At 60.7% G+C, this 23,961-nt stretch carries 23 protein-coding genes and 1 pseudogene; 7 read left to right on the plus strand and 17 right to left on the minus strand.

The features are described from left to right. The first annotated feature begins 160 nt into the window (after positions 1-160). Both N2A98_RS14210 and N2A98_RS14215 read left to right on the plus strand, forming a co-directional pair. Entirely contained in the window at positions 161-769 is a 609-nt protein-coding gene (locus N2A98_RS14210; protein ID WP_003191741.1) for an SCO family protein, read from the plus strand. Further along, a complete protein-coding gene (locus N2A98_RS14215) occupies positions 769-1,236 on the plus strand; it encodes a copper chaperone PCu(A)C (RefSeq protein ID WP_275622172.1) in 468 nt (155 codons plus the stop codon). The genes N2A98_RS14210 and N2A98_RS14215 overlap by 1 nt, the downstream gene beginning before the upstream one ends. 625 nt (positions 1,237-1,861) lie before the next feature. Here N2A98_RS14215 and N2A98_RS14220 read toward each other — a convergent pair. After that, a complete protein-coding gene (locus N2A98_RS14220) occupies positions 1,862-2,344 on the minus strand; it encodes a GNAT family N-acetyltransferase (RefSeq protein ID WP_275622173.1) in 483 nt (160 codons plus the stop codon). Positions 2,345-2,520: 176 nt separating this feature from the next. On the opposite strand from N2A98_RS14220, the gene N2A98_RS14225 reads away from it, so the two are divergent. Further along, entirely contained in the window at positions 2,521-2,856 is a 336-nt protein-coding gene (locus N2A98_RS14225; protein WP_044273082.1) for a hypothetical protein, read from the plus strand. Here N2A98_RS14225 and N2A98_RS14230 read toward each other — a convergent pair. Beyond that, complete coding sequence (locus N2A98_RS14230) at positions 2,846-4,459, minus strand: hybrid sensor histidine kinase/response regulator (protein WP_275622174.1); 1,614 nt, start codon at positions 4,457-4,459, stop codon at positions 2,846-2,848. The two genes, N2A98_RS14225 and N2A98_RS14230, sit on opposite strands and share 11 nt — an antisense overlap. 182 nt (positions 4,460-4,641) lie before the next feature. Between N2A98_RS14230 and N2A98_RS14235 the strand changes: the two are divergent. After that, positions 4,642-5,245: pseudogene (locus tag N2A98_RS14235) on the plus strand (response regulator transcription factor). Positions 5,246-5,258: 13 nt separating this feature from the next. On the opposite strand, the gene N2A98_RS14240 reads toward N2A98_RS14235, so the two are convergent. After that, positions 5,259-5,888: a ribonuclease T2 gene (locus N2A98_RS14240; RefSeq protein WP_044273079.1), complete on the minus strand. Its 630-nt coding sequence runs from the start codon at positions 5,886-5,888 to the stop codon at positions 5,259-5,261. Positions 5,889-5,933: 45 nt separating this feature from the next. After that, positions 5,934-6,911 carry a Gfo/Idh/MocA family oxidoreductase gene (locus tag N2A98_RS14245; protein WP_044273078.1) on the minus strand — a complete coding sequence of 326 codons (978 nt, stop codon included), beginning with the start codon at positions 6,909-6,911 and terminating at the stop codon, positions 5,934-5,936. Positions 6,912-7,037: 126 nt separating this feature from the next. Between N2A98_RS14245 and N2A98_RS14250 the strand changes: the two genes are divergently transcribed. Next, the gene (locus N2A98_RS14250) at positions 7,038-7,400 is read left to right on the plus strand and encodes an NUDIX domain-containing protein (RefSeq protein ID WP_032896941.1); all 363 of its coding nucleotides are present in this window, start codon (positions 7,038-7,040) and stop codon (positions 7,398-7,400) included. Here N2A98_RS14250 and N2A98_RS14255 read toward each other — a convergent pair. From N2A98_RS14255 to N2A98_RS14300, 10 genes are all read right to left on the minus strand, one after another. After that, positions 7,375-7,659 carry a DUF1652 domain-containing protein gene (locus tag N2A98_RS14255; protein WP_044273074.1) on the minus strand — a complete coding sequence of 95 codons (285 nt, stop codon included), beginning with the start codon at positions 7,657-7,659 and terminating at the stop codon, positions 7,375-7,377. The two genes, N2A98_RS14250 and N2A98_RS14255, sit on opposite strands and share 26 nt — an antisense overlap. Positions 7,660-8,059: 400 nt before the next feature. Then, a complete protein-coding gene (locus N2A98_RS14260) occupies positions 8,060-8,320 on the minus strand; it encodes a hypothetical protein (RefSeq protein ID WP_044273073.1) in 261 nt (86 codons plus the stop codon). A 4-nt stretch (positions 8,321-8,324) separates the two neighbouring features. Continuing rightward, on the minus strand, positions 8,325-8,771 hold the full coding sequence (locus tag N2A98_RS14265; RefSeq protein ID WP_078803253.1) for a GNAT family N-acetyltransferase: 447 nt from the start codon (positions 8,769-8,771) through the stop codon (positions 8,325-8,327). Between the two features lie 97 nt (positions 8,772-8,868). Continuing rightward, positions 8,869-9,198: a hypothetical protein gene (locus N2A98_RS14270; RefSeq protein WP_003191756.1), complete on the minus strand. Its 330-nt coding sequence runs from the start codon at positions 9,196-9,198 to the stop codon at positions 8,869-8,871. 110 nt (positions 9,199-9,308) lie between these two features. Beyond that, positions 9,309-10,382, minus strand: a complete 1,074-nt coding sequence (locus N2A98_RS14275) for a class I SAM-dependent methyltransferase (protein WP_044273072.1) — start codon at positions 10,380-10,382, stop codon at positions 9,309-9,311. A 45-nt stretch (positions 10,383-10,427) separates the two neighbouring features. Then, positions 10,428-11,876, minus strand: a complete 1,449-nt coding sequence (locus N2A98_RS14280; RefSeq protein WP_275622175.1) for an adenylosuccinate lyase family protein — start codon at positions 11,874-11,876, stop codon at positions 10,428-10,430. Continuing rightward, a complete protein-coding gene (purB, locus tag N2A98_RS14285; protein WP_275622176.1) occupies positions 11,876-13,309 on the minus strand; it encodes an adenylosuccinate lyase in 1,434 nt (477 codons plus the stop codon). Before purB ends, N2A98_RS14280 begins: the two co-directional genes overlap by 1 nt. 30 nt (positions 13,310-13,339) lie before the next feature. Continuing rightward, positions 13,340-14,326, minus strand: coding sequence for an HOASN domain-containing protein (locus N2A98_RS14290; protein ID WP_078803256.1), 987 nt, complete (start codon positions 14,324-14,326; stop codon positions 13,340-13,342). A gap of 39 nt (positions 14,327-14,365) precedes the next feature. After that, on the minus strand, positions 14,366-15,361 hold the full coding sequence (locus N2A98_RS14295) for an HOASN domain-containing protein (RefSeq protein ID WP_047711040.1): 996 nt from the start codon (positions 15,359-15,361) through the stop codon (positions 14,366-14,368). Positions 15,362-16,008: 647 nt separating this feature from the next. Further along, complete coding sequence (locus N2A98_RS14300) at positions 16,009-18,078, minus strand: EAL domain-containing protein (RefSeq protein WP_044274251.1); 2,070 nt, start codon at positions 18,076-18,078, stop codon at positions 16,009-16,011. Between the two features lie 345 nt (positions 18,079-18,423). On the opposite strand from N2A98_RS14300, the gene N2A98_RS14305 reads away from it, so the two are divergent. Next, a complete protein-coding gene (locus N2A98_RS14305; RefSeq protein WP_228391207.1) occupies positions 18,424-18,678 on the plus strand; it encodes a hypothetical protein in 255 nt (84 codons plus the stop codon). 11 nt (positions 18,679-18,689) lie between these two features. Continuing rightward, a complete protein-coding gene (locus N2A98_RS14310; protein WP_003191771.1) occupies positions 18,690-19,019 on the plus strand; it encodes a DUF6388 family protein in 330 nt (109 codons plus the stop codon). Positions 19,020-19,027: 8 nt separating this feature from the next. On the opposite strand, the gene N2A98_RS14315 is transcribed toward N2A98_RS14310, so the two are convergent. Genes N2A98_RS14315 through tssM form a run of 3 tightly spaced genes read right to left on the minus strand, consistent with a single transcriptional unit; the run spans position 19,028 to position 23,957 of the window. After that, positions 19,028-19,867, minus strand: coding sequence for a serine/threonine-protein kinase (locus N2A98_RS14315; RefSeq protein ID WP_078803257.1), 840 nt, complete (start codon positions 19,865-19,867; stop codon positions 19,028-19,030). After that, a complete protein-coding gene (locus N2A98_RS14320; protein WP_044274255.1) occupies positions 19,864-20,586 on the minus strand; it encodes a PP2C family serine/threonine-protein phosphatase in 723 nt (240 codons plus the stop codon). Before N2A98_RS14320 ends, N2A98_RS14315 begins: the two co-directional genes overlap by 4 nt. Positions 20,587-20,591: 5 nt before the next feature. Continuing rightward, positions 20,592-23,957 carry a type VI secretion system membrane subunit TssM gene (tssM, locus tag N2A98_RS14325; RefSeq protein ID WP_275622177.1) on the minus strand — a complete coding sequence of 1,122 codons (3,366 nt, stop codon included), beginning with the start codon at positions 23,955-23,957 and terminating at the stop codon, positions 20,592-20,594. Positions 23,958-23,961 lie beyond the last annotated feature (4 nt).

Raw genomic sequence — 23,961 nt, forward strand, 5'->3', positions numbered from 1 at the left:
GCCACAAAAGCACGAAATGCGCCGCGCCCCTGTGGCAGAACGTCGCAGATTACGCGCACGGGCCAGGGTTGCTAGACTCTGCCCCCTTCTCGTTACTCCTTTTCAAAGCTTGGTGGGGCAGCTCTACTGCCTTGCAGGCGTTTCACAGGATGCACAGTTGATGAGTACGTTATTCACCCGCCGCAAAGTGCTGACCGGCATGGGCCTGTTGGGCCTGGGCAGCCTGCTGGGCGGCTGTGACTACAGCCCCAAGCTGAACTTCAAGTACGGCAAGGACCTCAGTGACAAGATCATGGGCCGCACCTTCAAGCTCAAGAACACCGACGGCGAAACCGTCACCTTGAGCTCGTACCGCGGCCTGATGCCGGTGGTGTTCTTCGGCTTCACCCAGTGCCCGGCCGTCTGCCCGACCGCCCTGGCCCGCGCCGCCCAGGCCAAGAAACTGATGGGCCGCGATGGCAAGATCATGCAGGTGGTGTTCATCACCTTGGACCCCGAGCGCGACACCCCCGAGATTCTCAACAATTACGTCAAGGCCTTCGATCCCAGCTTCGAAGCGCTCTACGGCACCCCGGAAGAAATCGCCGTGGCCGCCAAGGAGTTCGGGATCTTTTATGAAAAGATCCCCGCCGGCGACACCTACACCCTCTCCCACACCGCCACCAGTTTCGTGTTCGACACCCGTGGCAACCTGCGCCTTGGCTTGCAGGCATCCCTTACCGCTCAAGAGTGCGCAGAAGACCTGCTCACCGTCATGGAGGTCTGCTAATGACTGCCGTTCAACACCTCAAGCGTCTCACCCTCGGCCTCACCCTGCTGGGCCTCGCCGCCCACGCCAGCGCCCAAGTACAAGTGACCGACGCCTGGGTGCGCGCCTCCGTACCGGGTCAGCCATCCAGCGGTGCCTTCATGACCCTCACCGCCGACAGCGACAGCAAACTGCTGAGCGTGGCATCGCCTGTGGCCAAGGACGTGCAGATTCATGAGATGAGCATGAAGGACGACGTGATGCGCATGGGACCGGTGGATGCGGTGGCCCTGCCAGCAGGAAAAGCCGTCAAGCTCGACCCGAACGGCTACCACGTGATGCTGATGGGCCTGACTGGCCAGATCAAGGAAGGCGACCAAGTGCCGCTGACCCTGACGGTGCAAGATGCCAAGGGTGAAAAGCAGGCTGTCGAAGTGAAGGCAACGGCCCGTGGGCTGGATGGCATGGACCATAGCAAGATGCATTGAGTAGGCCGCTTTTTCTCCCACGTCACCACGATGCGAAGCGAGCCGCTCTTGATCTTGCTCTGCTTGTGATCTTGATCTCAGGCGCCCCGTTAAACCACGCTGGCCGGAATTCGACAGGGATTTGGGGGGTAAACCGGCAGGGATGCCGGTTTAGCCGCCCCGCGCCATGGATGGCGCGTGGCGGCGCCCCCCCAAATCACTGGCGGATTACGGGCACACCGAGCCTAAGCGAGGTGCCGAGTGGTGGGGCAAGAGCCCTTTGGTTACTTTGGGGCTCTTTTCCAAAGTGACCCGCCGTCAGGCGGAACCCTAAGTAGCCGTTACCGCAGCAATGGATATGTACACAATCCAACTGTGTTGACTGCCAGGACGCCTTCGCGAGCAAGCCCGCTCCCACAGTTGGATCGCGGGGTGTCAGTTAGATAGGTGTAGGATGCGAGGCCGCTATCGCAGGCAAGCCAGCTCCCACAATGGGATCGTGCGGTATCAGGTAGATTGGTGTCGGCTGGCAGGCCTTCATCGCAGGCCAGCTCCCACAGATGGATCGTGGGGTTGAACGCTTTCGGTACGCAATCCCTCGACCCCTTGACCGATGGCGCTGAACTGACCCAAGTGCGCGCTGCATTCAAGCGCGATTCATAACCCGCAACCGCTTCACCATCGGTACACACGCCAGCACCAACCCGGACGGGGAGCGATACACCGCCTGCTCATCGCCTACATACCCGCACGCGATATAAAAACTCACCGCGTTCAGTGTCGCATCCAGCACAACCTGCTCAATCGCCTGCTGCTGCGCCACGTGCTCCAAGTGAGCAAGCATCGCCTTGCCAAACCCTCGCCCGCTGAATACGGGCAATACAAACAAGGCGCCGAGTTCATGGTTGGCAAGATCCAGCATGCCAGTGGCAACAGGTTCGCCATTGAACCATCCCATGTAGAACTGTTTTTCCATCAGCGCGCCGTAACCATCACTGGCCCGACCTCTGGTCCAAAGCGCCATTTGTTCAGCGCTATAAGCGCCAATGCATTGGCCGAGAATGGCCTCACGACGAATCTCAAACGCACGCTCGGCGTCGTCCGGCGTGGCACGTTTTATCTCCAGCATCGCAAGCTCCTTCCATGACCTCAAACTGCCATTAGCCCATTTGTGCTAATCGACCCTACCTCACCGCGGCGCTATATTCCGCGGCACTTCCAACGTTCTCACCAACACCGCGCATTCAGTGCGCGTGGGTTTGTTGCGCGTTGGAAAAACCAAAACAACCCCAAGGAAGAAGCACCATGAAACTCCACTCCCCTGTCACTCGCCTTGCCCTGTTGGGCGCCCTGATCATCGGCGTCGCCGGTTGCAGCAATATCAAGCCTACCGAAGACCATCTCAAGAAGCTGTCGGAAACCAATCTGGGCGAGCCGGTAAAACGTATCTCCAATGTGCGCAGCGACTCCATGACCACCTACTACGTGGCTAATACGGCCTCCGGCGAGTACAACTGTTCCGTGCCCAGTGGTGCCAGCGGCGGCGCGTTCGCGATTGCCAGCTTCGGCCTGATGAAGCCAGCGGCCTACTGCATGCCCAAGGGTGCCAAAGGCAATGGATTAACACCATTCATGCAGTAATTTTTTCCTGGCTGAGCTCACGCAGGGTGCCGCGCAGTTCCGCAGGGCGTACCGGTTTGGACAGGATAGCAATCTGACGGTCGTGCAACGCCGCCTGGATTTTCTCCACGTCGTGCCCGGTGAGGATCAGCGCTGGCACCGCCCAGCCACGTTGCTCGCGTAGCTGGTCGATGCATTCGATGCCGGTGGCGTGGTTGCCCAGGTCATAGTCGGCGACGATGATGTCACAGTCGCTGACCAAACCCTGCCCCGTGGACTCGGCCTGCACTTGGCACCCCCAGCGCTCAAGCAGGGCCTGGGTGGCGAGCAGCACGTTGTAGTCATCCTCTACCAGGCAGACTTTCAGCCCGGTGAGCAGGCCGGCTTGGCGTGCATCGTCGCGCAGCGTCGGTTGGCGCGGCGCGGCCGCCAGGGCCAAGCCATGCAAGCTGACAGAAGTGCCATGGCCAACGCGCGAGCGCAGGCTCACCTGCAACCCCATCAATTGCCCCAGGCGCTTGACGATGGACAGCCCCAGGCCCACGCCTTCAACGTCCTTGTCACGCAGTTGACGCACGCGATAGAACTCTTCGAAGACTTTTGAAAGATGCTCCCTGGCAATCCCCCTCCCCTGGTCGTGTACCTCTACTACCAAGCCGTTATCGCGCACACGCACGCCGATCAGCACCGGTCGCTGCGCGCCGTATTTGAAGCAATTGGAGAGCAGGTTCTGCACCATGGTCGCCAGCATGCCTGGATCGACCAACACCCAATGGGCGCAGGGGCGCAAGCGCAACTCCACACCCGCCCAGCGTGCGGCCTCGGCGTTCTGGCGCACCAGGTCGGCGAGAAATTCGCCCAGGTGGAGCACTTGGTACTTGGGCAACAGGCGACCGTTGTCGAGGGTGTAAAGGTCGAGAATCGAACGGAACAATTGCGACACGTTAAGCAGCGAACGGTCGATATTGTCCACCAAGCGCTGTTCGTCCTCCCCCAAGCGGGCTTCGCGCAGGCAGGCGGTGAACAGGCCAATGGAGTGGATCGGCTGGCGCAGGTCATGACTGGCCTGGGCGAGAAAGCGGGATTTTTCCAGGTTGGCAGCGATCGCTTGCTCAGAGGCCTTGCGTGTGCGCTCCAGCAGAATATGCGCATACACCGGGATCACCGTGCTGGTGATCATCAGCATCAGCACCATGAACGGCTGCGCCTGCCACAGCGGCGTAAGCTGGTACACGATCAACAACGCCAGCAACGCCAGCGCCGTGGCAATCGCCAGGTAGCGCGAACCGTAGCGCATGCCATTGCCCAGGTTCACCCAAACCATCACCGCATACAGCGGCAATGCCGCTTCACCCCCCACCACCAGGCCGAACGAAGTACCGGTGTAATCGTGGATCATGCCGAAGATCCGCCGCGCCGGGTAATGCCCGGGCCAGCGTGCGATCACCTGGCGAAGCACGATGGACGCCAGCAGGAACACAAAGATATACAGGATCACCGGCAGGTAGGTGTCCAGCGATTGCCCAGGTAGGAAACCCAGTAGGCTTATATACACAATGGCGATGGTGGCCACCACGATGCGCAGGTTAGCCTGATCGAGTTCAGAATTGGTCTCAAGACTCATCGTCATATCCCTGACCTATTATCTGTAGGAGCGAGCTTGCTCGCGAAAAACGTCAACGATAACGCGTTTGACCTGCAAGTACGCGGTGCCTGTGCGTGCTTCGCGAGCAAGCTCGCTCCTACACCGACGGTAAATAAATTAGCATGCCTGGACGTAGGCCTTGCCCCAGGAAGGAGCACACAATGACCGGCCGAATCATCATCGCCGACGACCACCCCATGTTTCGCGAAGGCATGACGCGCACCGTGCAGCGCCTGCTACCGGGCGCGGTGGTGCAGGAGGCCGGCGACCTGGCCACGGTGAATGCGTTGCTGTGCGAAGCGGGCGAGGTCGATACCTTGATCCTGGATTTGCGCTTTCCCGGCCTGACCTGTATCAGCCAACTGGCCGAACTGCGCCAGCAACTGAAACGCACCACCTTGGTCCTGGTGTCGATGGTCGACGACCCCGCGCTAATCGAACAGGTCATGGCCCTGGGCGCCGACGGTTTTATCGGCAAGAACATCGCCCCGGATGAGATCGGCCAGGCCCTGCTGGCGATCCGCGAGGGCGAAGTGTTGGTCAAGTTCGCCCCTTCAGGCCTGCTGCCCCTCGACACCCACACCCTCACCCCACGTCAGCAGGAAGTGCTGCGCCTGATTGCCCAGGGCAAGACCAACAAGGAAATTGCCAAAGGCCCTGAATATCTCGCCGTTTACCGTGCGTATCCATGTGTCGTCATTGTTGCGCAGCCTGAATGTCCCCTCACGCGCTGCAGCTGCGGTGAAGTATTCCGGCGAGTTCTAGGCGCCTGCGCTGCTCAACGCTGCGTGGGAATACGAATATCGCCTCCACGGCATTGGCTTTTCACACTGCGCGGGCAGCCTGCAAACGCCAAATCCTTGGTCAGGCACACCCGCACTTCCGACAGCACCTGACCCTTGCAGATCACCGCCATCCCGTGGTTGCCCATGCGTGGGTTGCTCTCGCGAAACAGCGCCTCGATCTCTTTGGCCTGCAATGACGGCGGCGTGTTGAACGGCTGCAACTGTGGCGGGATCACCACCGCACCAAGCGCCACATCGGTCTTCTCCAGGTACTCCAACGGCGGCAGCCCACTGCAGGTGCCATGCTTGGCCCACTCATGCTTGAGCAGTGCACGGGTGGGAAACAGCGCCGCGCCCTTGTCCATTTCTGCCTCGCTCAAGTGCATCTGCGGCGCACAGGACGCCGGCCACCCTCCGCGCGCGTATTGCGGCCACAAACCGTGCAGCACAAAGCCGTAGCCCTTGCCCGAACATTGCTCGTTGCCTGGGTGCGTCAGGCAAAACGTGGGTGACCACGATAGCGACAGCACATAGAAATCAAACTCGCCCGACTGCCCTTGGCTGCGTGGCGCCGCCGTTGCCGCGGTGGCGATTAGCAGCCACAGCACCATCCAGTATTTCATCCCGGTATTCCTTTAAAAGAGTGAAGCCTTACGCTATCGCCACGACTAGGGATGCTGGGAGTAACGGTGTAGCACCTTGTCCAGGATGATATCGGTCTTCAGCGCCTCGATGGCCAACGACGGATGCTCGGCCTCGCCACGAATATGCGCGTTCATGTTCAGCACATGGTGCCATTGAATATGGGTGTGACACGGCACTTCCAACACTTCAGTGGTCTCGCCTTCAAGCCGCAGCGGCTGGTCGTCGAACACCGAAAATTGAATACGGCCGCGACTGCCGATCAGTTCGACACGGTCTTCGCGGCGGTCTGCCACAAAGTTCCAGCAGCCCATGCCCAGCGCACCGCTGGCGAATGTCCAACAGGCTGTCACTGCGTCTTCTGCCGCGTAGCGTCCCGCCTGTCGCGCCGAAAAGCCTGAGACCTCAACGATATCGCCAGCCAGGTACTGGAACAGGTCAAACCCATGGCTGGCCAGGTCGGCAAAGTAGCCGCCACCGGCAATGGCCGGGTCGGTACGCCAATTGGCGGCGTCGGTGTCTGTTGCGGCAGCTGGCTTGCACAAGGTCCAGGTCAGGTGGCGCAGCTCACCGATACGGCCTTCCTGCAGCCAGGTGCGCACTTGCTCAAAGCGCGGCAATGAACGCCGGTAGTAAGAAACAAACAGGTGCAGCCCGGCGCGCTCAAAGGTGCGCTGCATCAACGCGCTCTGTTCAGCATTCAGCGACATCGGCTTTTCGACGCAACAATGCTTGCCCGCCGCGGCCACCCTCAGGGCGTACTCAAGGTGACTGTCGGGCGGGGTGGCGATGTAGACCGCCTCCACCTCGGGGTCATCGATCAAGGCCTGGGCGTCGGTATAGCAGCGGGCAATGCCATGGCGCGCCGCATAATCGCGCACCGCCTCGGCACGCCGCCCCATCACGGCGACCAATGCCGAACCTGGCGCTTTATAGAAAGCCGGTCCACTCTTTAACTCAGTGACACTGCCACAGCCGATCATGCCCCAGCGTATGGTCTTCATCTAATGTCCTCGGTCGTATTCGTCAATCGGGCAGTATCCACATACCGGCCCTGGCGCGCCATAACCACTTAGCATGACAATTGCATTACACTTTTATGACATTCGTTCGGCGCGGGGGCACATTCGATGAAAATTAGGGCAACCGTCATTTGCGAACATGAGGGGCATATCCTCTTCGTGCGCAAGGCCAGATCAAAATGGGCATTGCCCGGCGGGAAAGTGGAAGCAGACGAGCGCCCGGTAGGCGCGGCGGAACGCGAGCTGGAAGAAGAAACCGGATTAAACGTGGACGGCTTGCTGTACCTGCAGGAGCTCAAGGCCCGCGACACCGTCCACCATGTGTTTGAGGCCTCGGTAGTCAATATCGACGAGGCACGGCCGTGCAACGAGATTGTCGATTGCCAATGGTATGCCTACAGCGCCCTGGATGAGCTGGACACCACAGACGCCACGCGCCACATCGTCAAATCCTTCCTGCGGCGCCTCTGACGCCCTGGACAGAACCCACCGCAGCAAACCCACGGCGCCCGGCCTTTATCTCGGTACGCAACTCACCAATCAGGTTGGCGATGGCACGGATGCTGTCCAGGCCCTCGGGCGATACGCAGGTCAGCAGCAAGTCGACACGACCGGACGTGGGCTCGAACACGCTGATGCGCAGTGAGCCGTCGCTGTTAAGGCAGCACTCACACGCAAGCGGCAGGAAGCCTGAGGCCATGATGCGATTGAATTCGGTGATGGAAATCATGATCAGCCCCCCGTCCCTGGGTTCTACCCGATTGAGGTGATGCAAGCAGCATAGATAAGGTTTTGCGGGCCGCCGGACAATTAATGCAAAAGTGTTAGCCAGCCCTCATTTTGTCGGGCGTAACCCGCCATGAATGGCAGGCCGAGATTAAATCGCGGGCAAAAAAAATCCCAAGTAGCTGATGGAAACTTGGGATTTAAAAATGCATAAACCGTGGGAGGTGAACGCCCGGCTATAGTAGCGATTGTAAAAACATGTAACAACGTTATTTTAATCCTTTCGTCGGATTGAAAGCGCCGTAAGTCATTCAATAACCACATGTTTTTTAAGGTAGAAGGCAATAATCGTGCTACTTTTTGGTGCAAGTAACGGCTATATGCCCCCGTATAAAAAAGGGTTATTAATCCGGTGCAGCACTTTCAAGTAACTGTTCACTTAACTGCTTGCACGTTTCTTCAAGCGCCTCACGACTGGAAGCGGTGGCACCTACCACGGCCTCTAGGTGACGACACAGCGTCAGGCGTTCAGCCGCCTCCGCACGTTGGCGGTCGACCTTGGCGTTGAGCTGAACAAAATAGAACCCCAGTAACACGGCGACAACCAGCACCCCCACTGCGAAGTAGCGCAAGCTGTTGGACGATGGAGGCTCTGGGGCATTCATGGCCTTAAGGCGCCCTGCTCTTTTCATAACGCACATCATCGCCATCGACCGGCCCCACGACGGACCAGCCCAGGCGCTGATAGAACCCATTGGCGCGGATTTCATCCCGCCCATCAGTTACCAGGTACAGCGTGTCGTGGCGCGCAAACAGGGCCGCCTCGGCCACTGCCATCAGTTGACGGCCCAGGCCAAGCTTCTCGTGCGTGGGCAACACGAACATCGCGAATACTTCGCCTTCATCCAGATCGACCATGGAAAACCCCGCCGCCTGGCCGTCCACTTCCGCGATCCAGCCGCAAGGGGCTGCGCGCAACGTATCGCTCAATACCTGCGGGGTAATCCCCAGGTCAGCCATCTGTTCAAGGCTCAGGTGGTTTTGCACCACCGCGGTGCGAATCGCGCACAGCGCGTCGACGTCATCGGGTGTCGCCGCTCGAATCAGCACTTGCATACAGGCCTCCATGAAGAAGTGCGCTATTGTATGCAAATACTTACATAGGGTTTGTCGTGGATTTGTAAAGGCCTCACAGCGGGTGCGGGGCTACGAATTACTTGCGCGCGACCTTGTAGCGCAGGCAATCCTGATAAAAGCTCTGACGAATCGCCTCCGGCTTGAGCCTTGAACGACTGTCATAAGTCTGCTCGGTGATACCCATGGCCATCATGCGCATCCACGATTTGCTGAACTTGAGGGTCTGGATCTTCTGCCGGGCGGCGTACAGCGAAACACCGGATAACTTGAGCTCCTGGGCCCTAGCGGCCGTGCCGGCGCCCCAACTGCACATGTACTTGTCACCTTCGCGCAATTCCCTGGCCTGCGCGACAGTCGCGCCGCCGGCCAGGGAGCAGGCAATCAGCATCATTCCCACAGAGCGCATTTGCATCCTCACCTAACCACCTGAAAATAAAAGTGATTTTGGCGAGGATTTTGTTACAAAGGGGCCATTAAATTGCCTTACTGCGCAACGCAATGGCCGGATGGCTCATATCAAGGCTTGAGTTCGAACAGCGCCGGCATTGGCGGCCACTCCGAGGGCACTTTGCGAAAGCGGCTGAAACCGGCCGCTTGCGCCATCTGGCGGGCACGCTTCTCGCCCATGAACGCCCCCAGCCCCGCCCCACCGTGGGACAGTGAACAGGTCATGCAATAGAGGGTGCTCTGCGGGTACATGACGCGCCCGAACAGGTTCATGTTCTCGTGCAGCTCTTCGGACAGGTTGAGCTCCACCATCAGGTAAGTGCCGTCTTCGGCCGTTGCTGCGCGTAAATCCTTGAGCATCTGCTGAGGGTCGGTGGCATCGTGGATCACCACAAAAGTGGTCACGAAGTCGAATTGCTGGCCGCGCAAGGCATCGGAGTCGTTCACCTCAAATTGCACCCGATCACCCACACCAGCCGCCTCGGCGTTGGCCCGCGCCAACTCGATGGAAGGCAGGTGGAAGTCGCATCCGACAATGCGCGCCTCAGGATAGGCCTTGGCCATGGTGATCGCCGCCAGGCCCGCGCCGCAGCCGAAATCCAGCACACTGCCGCCGGTCTTGAGCTTCTCTTCGACGCCGTCCAGGGACGGAATCCAGTGCTGGACCAGGTAGTGCTTGTACCAAGGCATGGTCATGCGCTCCATGCCTTTCCAGGTTTCCAGCGGGAACGCCTCTTCAGCGCAACCCCCGCCGTGGCGGAAGGCCTCGATGACCTTGGGCGCCATGCTCACGAACGGCACGCTCAATTGGATAATGCCACCGGCGAAATACGGCGAGTCTTCATCGGCCAGCACTGGCACAAACTCGGCGGGCATCTGGTAGCGGCGGGTTTGCGCGTCGTAGGTCACGTAATTACCGGTGGCCATGCTGCCCAGCCATTCGCGCAGGTAACGCGCGTTGTAGCCGGTCTTGTGCGCCAACTCCTCCAGGGTCACCGCGTGGCCGTCGGCCAATGCCTTGAACAAGCCGAGTTGGTCGCCAATGTAGAGCATGGCACCGCGCAGCGTGTTGCCGTAATCCTCCATGATGCGCGCCGAAAATTGCTGGACCTTGGCTTTATCAACTTCCATAACGTTAGACATCTGTCGCTCCTTGATGAATTTGCAAGTCTGTTCAGAGATCAATGATCAGTGGCCGGCGAGCCTGGCCAGCACGTTGTCAACGATGCGTTCGGACATGCCCAGGTGCGTCCGGGGCTCGAACAGCCGGGCCAGGGCGCCGTCATTCATGACCGCAAGCACCCGCGCATCGGCCTCGATCGCCTCGCGGATCGACACGTGATTGCGCTGGCTGGCCTGGGACACTTCGAAGATGATCTGGTAGGCGCTGCTCTTGCCCAGCTTGCGCGCCATTTCGAACACCACGGCTTCAGTACAGATGGCATCACCATAGGCCTGGGCGGTGCCTTCCATCTTCTGCACATTCACGGTGAGCCCGTCGATGGTCTCGGTCAGAATCGAGAGCGCCATCAGCGCATAGTGGGAAACGTCCGCGACCGCGCACCACTCCAGCCGGGTACCCCGGTAATCGCGCTCATGCTCAAGAATCATTGCGTCCAGCGCGAGCATGACCTGGGCCTTGGCCAGCCGCGCCAACACCACCACCTGCTCGCAACCTTCAGGGTTGCGTTTGTGCGGCATGGTGCTGCTGCCGATCTGCTGGTCGCTCCAGCCCACCTCCACTTCAGCGATTTCCCAGCGATTGAGCGTACGGATTTCATCGGCTATGCGGGCCAACGAGGCGGTGACCATGGCCAGGGTGCTGACGAACTCGGCAACGCGGTCACGGGACACATGCCAGCCCGTAAGGGGCACTTGCAGCGACAAGCGCTGGGCAAAACGCTCCAGCATCGGCATGGCGTCCGGGCCGAACGCGGCCATGGTGCCGACCCCGCCGAACAACTGCACCACCAGCACCCGCTGGCGCGCCTCGGCCAGGCGCTGACGGTGGCGCAACAGCTCATCGATCCAGCCGGCGACCTTCAGCCCGAAGGTGGTTGGCAACGCGGGAATCGAGTGAGTCCTGGCGACCATCAGCGAGTCACGGTGCGCATCGGCCAGGGTCGACAACTTGCCCAGCAGAGTCTCTAGGGCCTGGTCCATGGCATCAAGCACATCGCGCATTTCCAGGGACTGAGCGGTGTCCTGGATGTCCTGGGTGGTGGCGCCGTAATGCACGTATTCACGGGCAGTGGGGCTGCAGTTTTTTTGCAGGGCGCTCAGCAATGGCATCAGCGAATGCCCAGTGGCCGCCACGCCCTCGGCCAGTTGGCGCACATTGATGCCCGACAGCAATGCGGCCTTTTCGATCTCCAGGGCCGCCTCGCGCGGGATGATGTTGACGTCGGCCTGGGCCATGGCCAGCGCGGCTTCCACGTCCAGCCAGCGTTGCAGGCGACAATGACTGCAGAAGATCTTGCGGCTCTGCGGGCCGGCATAACCCGAACCGTGGGTTTTCGAGTCAAGGATATGGCTGTGTTCGTGGCGGCATTGCTCGCCGTCATGATCAAAGCCCGCTCGGTCCGACTGTGCGGTGCAAGATGCACGGGCGGTCACTTCCAACGTTTGCGCATCCATCACATACCCTCCATCGCGTACTGGGACTGACTGGTATTGCCTGGGGTTGCCTGCGTCGCTTCAAGGCCATGGCCGCAAGCGCGAGGCAGTACTTTAGTTGCCACCAAATCGACCATCTCGGCCGCCAGCCCCGTGTAGGTCGTCGGGTCAAGCAGGTCATCGAGCGTTTGCGGGCTGAAACAACCCTGCAGCCGCGAGTCGCCAAGCAGTGCGTCACGAAAGCAGACGCCTGTGTCTTGGGCTTGCAGGGCGATTTCGTGCACCAGGTGATGGGCCGTCTGCTTGCCACACCGAGGCGCCAGCGCAAGCATCACCCGCTCCGACAGGATCAGCCCGCCCAGTAAATCTAGGTTGCTGCGCATGCGCGCTTCACGCACCTCCAGCCCAGCCAGCAGCAAGCCTTCCATACGGGCGAGCAAGGCGCCGGCATAAATGAACAGCTCGGGCAAGGCCGCCCATTCGATGCGCCAGGTGGTGCCGTCACGCTCGTGCAACTGGAACGCCGCGTCGGTCAGCGCAACCATCTGCGCGCGCACCAGCCGCGACAGCGCGCTGATCAGGTCCACCGTCGACGGGTTTTGCTTGTGGGGCATGGTGCTGCTCCCCACCTGCCCTGCCCGCCGGCCTTCGCGCACTTCGTCGATCTCGGTGCGCTGCAGGTGGTAGACCTCATTGGCGACACGGCCCAAGGTTGCCGACGCCTGCACCAGCAACCACGCCGCCTCCAGAATGCGGTCGCGGGCGCTGTGCCAACTGCTCAATGGCGCCGCCAGGCCGAGGCGTTCCAGGGTGCAGCGCTGCACATCCAAACCCTGCGGGCCCAGCCCGGCCAGGGTGCCCACGGCGCCGGTCAGGTTACCGACCATCACCCGGGCGTAGGCTTCGTCAAAACGTTCAAGGTGCCGATCGAGCTCATCGACCCACACCGCCACCTTGTAGCCAAACGTGGTGGGCAATGCCTGCTGCCCATGGGTCCTGGCGACCATCGGCGTGTGCTTGTGGCGCAGCGCGAGCGTGAGCAAATGCCCACGGATCCCGCGCAAACGCTGCACCACCAGGCCCCAGGCATCGCGGATTTGCAGGATGAGGCCGGTGTCGAGGATGTCCTGGGTGGTGACGCCGTAATGCACGTATTCACCCAGCCCATCGGCGCATAACCCCTGCAAGGCGCGCAGGGTCGGCACCAGGATGTGTCCGGTTTCCAGGCTCTCGCGCCCCAACGCGTCGAGGTCCAGCAGTTCCACGCTGGCCACCCGGGCAATTTCCCGGGCGGCCTCGTGGGGGATGATGCCCATCTGCGCCTGGGTCGCCGCCAGCGCAGTTTCAACATCGAGCCACTTCTGCACCTGATTGGCATCAGAGAAGATCGCGGCAAATTCCGGGGACGAGTAAGCGCCCCCGTGGATACGGGATTCAGTGATATGACTTGGCATGTCGAGTTACTCGCGTTGTCCTAAGGAGGGCTACTTCACGCGTTGCACTTGTTCCCAGACTGCATCGTAGTAAGCCCGCTCCAGCCGGAAGTGCTCGGCCAGGGACGTGAGAAACGCATTCTGGAACCCGAGGTCCGGAATACGCCGTGAGATCAGCACCCATTCACGCTTGGCCCGTGGCGGCACCAGGCTGATATGCACTTCGTAGTACTCCGCGTCATCCTGGCTCAAGCCTGCGTTGCGCAGGGCGTTGTACAGCTTGCCGTGGTTGCCCGGCACCACCAGTTCGGTGATGTAGAACACCGCCAGGCCCCAGCCTACATCGGGGTTGCGGAAGCAACGTGCGCGGTTGTTGAGGTAGGCGATTTCCTCGGGCATCGTCGAAAGAGCCTCGAAATCGGCATTCAGGCCCACGGCGGCAAGCAGCTTGGCCAACAGCTTCGGGTGGGAACGCTGCTCATCCTCTTCGCCCAACTCGCCGTAGAGATAACGCGCCAGGGCAGCCGCTTCGTCCACGTCGGTCAGGTTGACCAGCAGGTCGGCGGCGTCCCGGTACAGGCGGTAAGTACGGAACCATTGGTGGCGCAAAAACACCTGCAATTGCTCGCGAGAGGCTTTGCCTTCAAACACATACTGCGACATCGGGTGGTTTTCCCGCGACTGCGCGGCAATCTGCTCTTCCAGGCGTTGCTGGAAACCGGCCTCGGACAAGGGCGATGCCAGGTCGACAGACGGCATGAAACGCTCTTGCACGCTATAGACAGCATTGGCCAGCCAGCGCCGGGTCGAGGCGGTGGCCACGTCATCGCTCAGCGACAGGATGTACAGCAACTGCTGGCACTGCGCTGCATTCGCGGCGTCACCGCGTTGGCCGCTCTCGCACAGGGCGCGCAGCATGTTGGCGGCAATTTCGATGCGATTGAACGTCGCGTCCGGCTTCAGGGCCTCCGCCAACAGACGGGCTTCGGCCGTGTGGATATTCTGCAATTGCGGCAGGGAAAAATTACGTGGGCTCATCATGTGCTCCATTATTTTTGTTCTGGGATCGCAGGTCGTTCAGGCAGACAGGCGTTGGGCCTGCATCTGTTGCCACAGGCTGTCGAAGTAGGCCTTGTTGATTTCGAAGTGGCGCTTGAGGGCACGCATGAACGTGCGTTGAAAGCCCTCCTCGCTGGCGAACTTGGCAATCAGGGCCCACATTTCCTCGGTATCAATCTCATCCTGGGTGCCATGCAAGCGGTGGAATTCGCTGGGCTGCTCTGGAACGTCGAGGCGCTGCAACAGCTCGTAGATGCGCCGATGGTTGACGCAACTGACAGACTCCACCGCATAGAGCAGCGCAAGGCCCCAGGCGACATCCGTGTGGCGCACACAGCGAATGCGATTATTGAGATAGGCCTTTTCCAGCGGATGCAGCGCGGGGAAGTCGATGGCCAGCGGAATATCGAAATACTCCATCAGATGGGCGAGCATCGCCGGGTGCGAACGCTCCGGTGTCTCAGCCCCTGCTTCACCGTACAGGTTGCGGTAAAACACCGAGGCATCTTCGATGGCTTCGAAACGAAAGGCCAGTTCGGCCAGCAGGCTGTAGAAGTTGTAGGAACGGGTCCAGTGATGCTCCAGGAAGAAGCGCACATCCTGCACCGGGGGCGTCCCTTGGAACAGATGCACCGACATCGGGTGATTGACCCGGCTGCGTGCAGCGATTTCAGCGTCGACCTGCTGACGGAACTCCTCCACCGGCAACGCGGTGAAGCCCGGCACATCGGCGGCGAACTCATCTTCGACGCGGTAGACCTCGCTGGCCATCCAGCGTCGGGTCGGTTCGGTGCGCGGGTCACCGGGAATGTGCAGTTGCAGCAAGGCAGACTGGTAATGCGCGTAGGCGCCAGCGTCTCCCGCCAGGCCTTGCCGAGCCTGTGCGAGCAGCGCTTCCAGCGCGCGGGTGACCTGGGTGTAATTGGCGCCAGGTTCCAAGGCATTCGCCATCAGCCGCGAGGCGTTGGTGAAGAGATCGGAATCCGAGCGTTGTTGCAGGGCAGCAGTATCCATTGATAACCCCTGAATCTTGTTTTTGTGGTTAGGCGTACTCGGAAAAAAGCCTAAAGGTTCCCGTAGTGGCAAGGTCAACACCTGTAGGAAAATTCTTTCGAAGGATTGGAGATGGGGGGTGGGCGCCACCAAACGATAGGTATTACACAACTCCGTAGCAGCCAACGGTACCCACGATGCGAAGCGAGCCGCTCTTGATCTTGATCTGCTTTTGATCTCAGGCGCCCCGTTAAACCACGCTGGCCGGAATTCGACAGGGATTTGGGGGGTAAACCGGCAGGGACGCCGGTTTAGCCGCCCCGCGCCATGGATGGCGCGTGGCGGCGGCCCCCCAAATCACTGGCGGATTACGGGCACACCGAGCCTAGGCGAGGTGCCGAGTGGTGGGGCAAGAGCGTTTTGCTTACTTTTGCGCTGTTCAAAAGTGAGCCGCCGTCAGGGCGGAACCCTAAGCGGCCGTTACCGCAGCAATGGATATGTACACCATCCAACTGTGTTGACTGCCAGGCCGCCTTCGCGAGCAAGCCCGCTCCCACAGTTGGATCGTTGGGTTTCAGGTAGAGAAGTGTCGGCTGGTAGGCCGCCATCGCAGGCAAGCCAGCTCCCACAGAGAGATCGCGGGGTATCAGTTAGATAAGCGTCGGCCATCACACCAACGCCCTGCGCTCCCGCACAAAGCGTGGCATCTGATCCCCAGGCAGTGCCTTGCTGAAATACCAGCCCTGAATAAACAACTCAGGCCCATGACTCAAAAACGCCAACTGCTCAGCCGTCTCAACCCCCTCCACCACCACCCCCAGATCCAAGGCCTCGCAGAAGCGCAACATACCGGTCAGCACCTGAGCGCCTTTAGGGTCACGCTGAGCCACCACAAAACTGCGGTCGATCTTGATGAAATCCACAGGAAACTGGTGCAAGTAACTCAGCGCAGAAAACCCAGTGCCAAAATCATCCAGATAGACCTTGGCCCCCATGGCCTGCAGCTTCTGGATGGTCTGGCGAGTGGCCGGGATATCACTGACCAGCGCGTCTTCGGTAATTTCCACTGACACCCGCCCTCGGGCCTGGGCAAGAATTTCCACCAGCCGATCGCCGTAGGCCGCGTCCTTGAGCGTAGTGCTGGAAATATTGATGGTCATCGGCAGTTCAAAACCCACCTTCTGCCATTTCTGATACTGACGCACGGCCTGGGACGCCACCCACACATCCACGTCCGGCATCAGCCTGGCGTGCGCCAGCCATTGCAGGAACTCCCAGGGCGAATGCACCGTGCCCTGGCTGTCCCGGGCGCGCATCAGCGCCTCGCAGCCGGTGCACAAACCGGTGCGGGTGGAGACCTGGGGTTGAAACTCAAGGTAGAACTCGTAATCACTGATCTGCTGGATGCGGTTCAACTCCGCTGCCTGGCGGGCCAATGTCTGGTGAGTGGCCAGCACCGGGTCGAACTCCAGCAGGCGGCCTTTCTCTTCAAGGCCGCGAAACGTCATGTCCAGGGATTTGAGGTACACCGTGCCGCCATCGCTGGACTGGCGATGAATGGCCCTGACGTAGGGTGCATACACCAGCGTACCGGCCCCCAGCAGAACGATCTGCAACACCACCGCCGCCACGTCGCCGTGGGTGCTGAGGTAGGCATTGAGCAGGACCGGGGCGGTAAACGGCACGCTGGCCACCGCCGGCGACACCCAGCCCAATTGCACGACCATCAACGCCACCATCGCGTTGAACGCCGGTACCAGTAGAAACGGTATAAACAGACGCGGGTTGAGAATGATCGGCAAACCGAACAACAACACCTCGCTGACATTGAATAACGACAACGGCAAACTGGCCACCGCCAGCAAGCGCATGGACTGGCTCTTGGAAAACAGCAGGATCGCCAACAACAAGCATAAGGTTGCGCCCGAGCCACCGATAAAGGCAAAACTGCCCAGCAAGCCGTTGTTGAGCAGGTACAGCACCGGCTCTCCCGCCGCCAACGCTGCGCCATTGAGCGCCACCGCCTGGTCCAAGGCATCGAATAACGGCTGCATGGCATACACGCCATGAATGCCGAAGAACCACAGCAGCGAATTCATCAGGGTGACAAACAGCCCACTGCCGTAAGGCGCCTGCAACGCATCAAGCACCTGCGGCCCCTGGATTTGCGCCACATGGGGGATCAACAGCAGCAACGACAACACCGCCACCAACGCCAAGGCTGTGAGTGCGCCAGGCACCACCATGTTGATGGTGCCCTTGAGGTTATGGCCGACCAGGTCTTGGTTGACCAGGCGCGTCCAGCGAAAGCGATGCAGCCAGGCAATGGCCGGCACATTGATCAAGGGCGAAGCAATGGCAATAAACAATAAAAACGTGGCCGAAGCACGTGGGTAGTCACGCAGCACGAAGGTGGCGACCACCACATGGGCCAGGCACAGAAACGCGACCGGCAGCTGTGGCAGACGGTGTTGAATCGCCAACATATAACCGATGGAGGCCGCGACCAGCAGTGGGATCACCGAACTGATCTGTTTATGCAACCCCGCCAGGAAACTCACCACCTGCGGATCGAAACCCAGCGCCAGGGCGCATTCGGACAGAATCAGGAAACCGGCGGACACCAACAGGCACGGCAGGATCCACAGCAGTCCCTCCCGAATCGCACGCAACGACTCCGTGCTGGCCAGGACTGCCAGGCGCTGGGTCAGGAAAAGTTTGAACAGGGTGTGCGCCATGGGCCGTCCTCTGCCTGTCACCGACTGCCGCTGAAGATCAGGGCCGGAAACACCCGCTAACGCTACACGCCCTGATAGCCGAAGCGAAAGCCTTTATACCCGTCCCCGCCCGGCTTTTTTGCCAGTCAATGCCGGGTTGCTAGACTAAATCCTTACAGATTTATCGAACTTTCTGACTTGAATCATCCCCTAAGGCTGTCTGAGTCGGTATCATCCGCACGTTTTGTGCGTGTTATACGATGTTACAACCTGTCTGATAATGGGTACGCACTCAGGGAATCTTGCCTGGAACGACAACAGGCCAAAGGAGAGAACCTCACTATGCAAGACAAGCGCTCAAGTAACATGCGTCCTCTATTTGTCACCATCCTGCTGTGGTTGTGCAGCGTGGTGTTGCTGTTTGTGATCAAGAACGTCATTGAATTGTTTACCGGGCCTGTGGCTGAAACCTGGGTAGATCTGGCCCTGGTGCTGGTCGCCTACCTGATGTTTTTCTTGCTCGCGCCGTTGCAGAACTGGATGCGGCGCAGGTCGCGCAAGCGTGCTCGCCATCACCTCAACACACGCACGTCCGATAGCGGCTCCCACCCTTCTCATTAAGGTGTCTACCTATGTCGGCACCCAACGATACGCACCAGCTTGCACTGGACAGATTCCTGCGCGAACAACCGCAGGTCGCTGCCGAGCTGGACAGCCTTAACCCGCTGGTAGCCCAGGCCAGGGGCGAAACCCTGGCGCAGTATCGCGCCGAACGGCTGCATGAGGCTTTCGAAGCGTACGCTGAACAGCAAAAGCTGTTCGCCTGGGAATTGACCCTCAAGCTGACGGCCGACTCCACCGAAACCTTCGAGGCTCAGCGCCGCGAAGTGCATAAAGAAGTCGCGCAAATGGCGGGCATGGACTGGGCGCAGTACTGCCAGTTGCACGGCTTGGCCGTTTGACCTTTGCCTTACAAGCACCAGCGTGCTCGGTTGCGCCCCATGACGTGACGCAACTCGGCCACCGTTATGCTTCGGTGCTGCGGGTCTATCGCCAACGCGGCCTGTAACGCTGCCCAGCAATGCCTGGGCAACTGCGCGGGTCGGGGCAACCGGTCTGAGGCGCGCTTGCCAACGCGACTGCCGTGGGCCAGTTCGTACAGGATGCAGGCCACGCCGTACAGGTCGGCGGCAGCGGTCAGCGCACCGCCGGCCAACAGTTCCGGGGCGGCGTAGCCAGGTGTCCAGGCATTGAAACGACTGCGGCTGACACTCGGCAAACCCACCGCAGCCTCTGCTTGAGCATGGCCCAGGCCAAAATCGAACAAGCGCACGCCCTCCTCGCCCACCATGACATTGGCGGGTTTGACGTCACCGTGCAGAACATCTTGCTGGTGGGTGTAAACCAGCGCATCCAGTAACTGCAAGGCGATAGGGCGCAACTCCCGCCAGGGCAAGCCCTGGGGGCACTCCAGCAGCAGGCGGTCCAGCGTCATCCCTTGTAGCAACTCCATGGTGAAAAACGCGACGTGGCTGTGTGTATCAACCTCAAACGAAAACACCCGTACCACGCGTTCATGCCGAAGGCTGCGGGCCAAGGCAAACTCGCGGTACAACAACACATGCGCGTCGGGGCACTGGGAAATGGGTTCGTCGAGTAGCTTGATCGCTACCTTGGAACAGGGTTCGCCCAACTGCTCGTGCAACAGGTCGCGCGCGCGGTACACCCTGCCCATGCCACCGCTGCCCAAGACACGTTCAAGGTGATAACGCCCAGCCAATAAACGGGAAGATGAAGCTGTCGAGTTCAAGGCTGCACCACGACCGCGGTCAGGTCATCACGTACCGGCCTGCGCAACGCCCCTGCAAATAGCCGTTCCACTGCCCGTTGAGGCGTGCCCATGCTCAACGCCCGCCCCAGGTCAACGTGGCTGAGGGCCTGATACAAGCCGTCACTGCACAACAAAAACACGTCCCCTGGGCGGGTGCGCAGTTCCAGTACTTCAAGGTGCAAACGCGAACGCGCGCCAACGGCCCGGGTCAAGGCCCTGGCACCCGGGTAGGCCTGGGCTTGCGCCACACTCAACTGACGCTCGTCCATGAGGCGCTGCAGCAGCGAGTGGTCCTTGGACAACTGATAAAGGCTCTGGTCGCGCCATAAATAGCAACGGCTGTCTCCCGCCCATAGACAGGCCGCCCGGTCCTTCTCCAGCAACAGGGCAACCACGGTGCTGCCCATCGTCACGTCACCGCTTGCGCCAGGCTCTGTCCATGCGCGCCTCACCCCTTGGTTGACGTCCTGCAACCTGTGGCGAACCGCCTGGATACGTTGGTCAAGGTTGCCGTCCGCCGACACTGACGCCAACTGGCTGACCACCCACTGGCTAGCGACATCCCCGTGCCGATACCCGCCCATGCCGTCCGCCACCGCCCAGCAACCCGCGCGCGGGTTGTCCAGGAACGCATCCTCATTGCGCAACCGCGCCTGGCCTCGCTGCGTGCGCCCGGCGCTGCGCCACGGCGCCTCCATCGGATTCACAGTTGCTCCGGCAGGCGAAAGGTACGCCATGAGTCCATGTCAAACGGGCCAGGCGTGCGCTGGCTGGTGAGCCGGTAATTGGCGCGCAGGCCGGCGAGGTCTGCCTTGAGTAGCTGTATATTTCGGCCACTGGCGGGCTCTTTCTGCAGCAGATCCAGAAACCGGAACAACGACCACGCCCCGGTGTTCTTTTCGATACCCAAGGGTCGCTGCTGCGTGCCTCTCTCCAGAACGAGGCTGCTGCGCCCATTGTCTGCATCGGTGGGCCAATGGAACGCCATGGGTACGATCGGACCGTGGCGATACTCCAATTGCTGGTCGCCAAACCGCAGGATCGCACGGCTGACCGATGGGTCCAGGCTGTAGGGCGCCAAGGTGAATCGCACAGATAGCTCCCCCGCGTCTTCGGTAAAAAAGCCACGGCGGATGACCTGAGTTTTCATCAGTTGCTCCAGCAGCGCACGCGAAACCGGCAAACTCTGGCCATCCAGCCCACGCAGTCGATAGCGGCTGCCGTCGACGCTGATAAAAGGCCGCAGGTAGCCCTCATAAAAGCGCGCCATTACCCCGCGTGGCTTGAAGAACTCCTGAAAGTCGTGAAGGGCGACCTCACTGCTGGCGTGCGCATTGAATGGGTAACGTCGGCCAATGGCCTTGGCGTAAAGGCTATGCACCTCGCTCCGATAACGTTGGTTGACGTGCACATAGGCCTGCTCCAGCAGATGCCGCCAACTGTCATCGGCCACACCTTCGAGCCAGCCGGCAACGGGCAGCGGCAGGCGCGCGGCGGCGTCACGCAGATTGCCCAATGCATCCTGCTGGCCCTCCATGCGCTGCCTGGCACGCAGGAAAGCCGCCTGCTCGGGTGCGCTGTCACGGTTCAATGCCGTCAGTTGCAGGTGTACTTCATCCAGCAGGCGCAACGCCTGAGTCAGCTCTACGCCAGGGTTGTGCTGCTCATCCAGCAATTGATGCAAAGGCTCAAAGCGGCGCTGCAAGGCGCGCCGCGACGCCTCGACAATAGCCGTCTGCCCTGCCGTCAACCGCGGCTTGGCCATCTCGCCCAGGTCTGCCGACTGCTGGGCCACTTTGTCCAGCAGCCCATGGACTGGCAACAGACGCGTGTTTTCACGCACCTGTTGCAACAGACGAATCAAGGGCGATTGCGCCGACGTCAGGTTCATCAGTTGCTCGGCATCCTGGCGCAGGTTGTCGGTCTCCTGCAGCCTGACTCGGCCAAGCGCATCGCTCCAGGCATCGGCATACTCGCTGAAATAGCGTTGCTGCAGTTCAGCCATCAGGCGCCGCAAGTCCTGGGGGCTCAAGTCGGCGCCCTGCCCTAGCACCCAGTTGTCCTGGGTGATGGCGTTTACCAACCGCGGGCCCTGCGCCTCGAAGTACTGCACATAGCGTTTGGTATAGAACCCCGGCACAGGCGGGTCGATAGCGGCGAACACCTTACCCTCGGCCAGCCGCAACGGCTCCAGGCTGCGCGCTTGTTCGCGCAATACCCGATAGACCCCATCGGCCAACGATTCGCCCCTCAGCGCTTCACGGGCCTGCGCCACCCGCTCTTCGTTGAGCGGCGCCACAAACGGTTGCTCCAGCAGCCGGGCGAGGTGCGTATTAAGGCGCTTCTGTGTCGGCATATCCCCGGCAAACCGCACCGACCAAAGGCTTGCGATATGTTCCGCCAGCCAGGTCGTGTCACGGCGCTCGCGCAGATTGAGCATCAGGTAGGCACGCAGGTCGTCGAGCAGCCGCTCCCGGTCCCCCAGGCTAGCGAGTACCTGTTCTTCCAACTGGGCGGCTATCCAGGCCAGCAATAGCTGTTGCAGCGCCTGTTCATAGGCTTGATCGACGCGGGGACGGCTCAGTTCCCCCTGATACAGCCCGGTGCGCTCCACCAGGCGTACATCTGCCGGCCCTGGAAAAACCTGGGTCGCCGCCAGTCGCGCGTCCAACAGCGCCAACAGCGCCGCGCTTTCATCGTCGGCCGCAAGGGCTAGCGGCGGGTGTGAGGTCAGCGCCGACAATTGGGCCAGGCGTTGATGGTTGACGGAGTAACTGTGCCCCCACAGCCCGCCGACACCGACAATAACCAGCGCCGCAGCCATCGCCTGCGCGCCCTGGCGCCAACGCAAACGTTGCTGTTCGTGGGCTTGCAAGCCCGCCAGGTCGGCCTCGGCGAAGATCACCTGGCTGAACAGGCCCTGCACAAAGCGCGGGTGCCTGCCATCGGCGCAGGTCAAGAAGAACCCTCGCAAACCGTTGATGGGTTGGTAGCGATGAGCGCAAAACGCCATGTCAACGAACAGACTAACCTGCTCCCCCACTCGTGCTGCTTGTTGGGGAAACTCGAGCATCTGTCCACGCCGCTCGACATTGCGCTCCTGATGCAATCGCCCAATCAGCTCACTGTTCAAGCGTTGCAATAATCGCTCGACCGCTTGACGAACCTGCGTCGTGTCAGTCCCCTCGGCGCAGGCATGCAGGTGCTGCCCAAGCACGCTGTCGGCACTTTCTCCAAGGGGTGAGTCGAAGTATTGTGCGAATCCCGGCAACTGGTCGGCGTGGGTCAACACCAGGTAAATCGGCACATCCACATGCAGCGTCTGTTGGATCTCCTGCAAGCGCGAATGTACACGGCGGGCATGATGATCCAGGTCGTATTCAGTGGCGCTCGCCAGCGTATCGGCAGACAACGTCACCACCACACCGCTGAGCGGGCGCACTCGGCGACGCCGCCTAAGCAGTTGCAGCAAGGTAGCCCAGCCTGCGGCGTCCACTGAACGGTCGGGCTGGGTAAGGTAGCGCCCCGGGGTGTCGACCAGGACGCCTTCGTCGCCGAAATACCAGTCACAATGGGCACTAGTACCTGTCGGCCGCGCTTGCCCGTGGTCCAGCGCCAGCGGTAAGCCCGCTGCCGCCAGCAATTGCGTCTTGCCACTGCCCGGCTCGCCGATCAACAGGTACCAGGGCAACTCATGACGCCAACGCGCGTTACGTTCTCCATAATGGCGGGACGTCTTGAGCAGGTGCACGGCTTTCTTGAACCGACTGCGCAGGTGTCGGCGTTCGTCCTCCACCCCCGTCATCGGCTGCTGACGCGCCTCGCGTTCAGGCCTTTGGCGCCAGGCGGCAAAACCGGGCCCCGCAACCGCCATCGCCAGTCCCCATAGCAAGAACACACTGCTGATGGTGACCAGCCGCGCAGTCGCTCCGGCCCAGATACGGTGGTCATCCACCGCCAGCAGCGGCCCCAAAAACCACACCATTGCCGCACAGGACAGCACCAGCAACAGGCTCCACACCCAAATCCTGCCCAGCACGGTGCCCATCCCCTTGAAGAATGCGATCATTCAA

Origin of the sequence: Pseudomonas sp. FJ2-5-13 (genome assembly GCF_029201605.1) — a bacterium.
GTDB classification, from domain to species: domain Bacteria; phylum Pseudomonadota; class Gammaproteobacteria; order Pseudomonadales; family Pseudomonadaceae; genus Aquipseudomonas; species Aquipseudomonas lactis.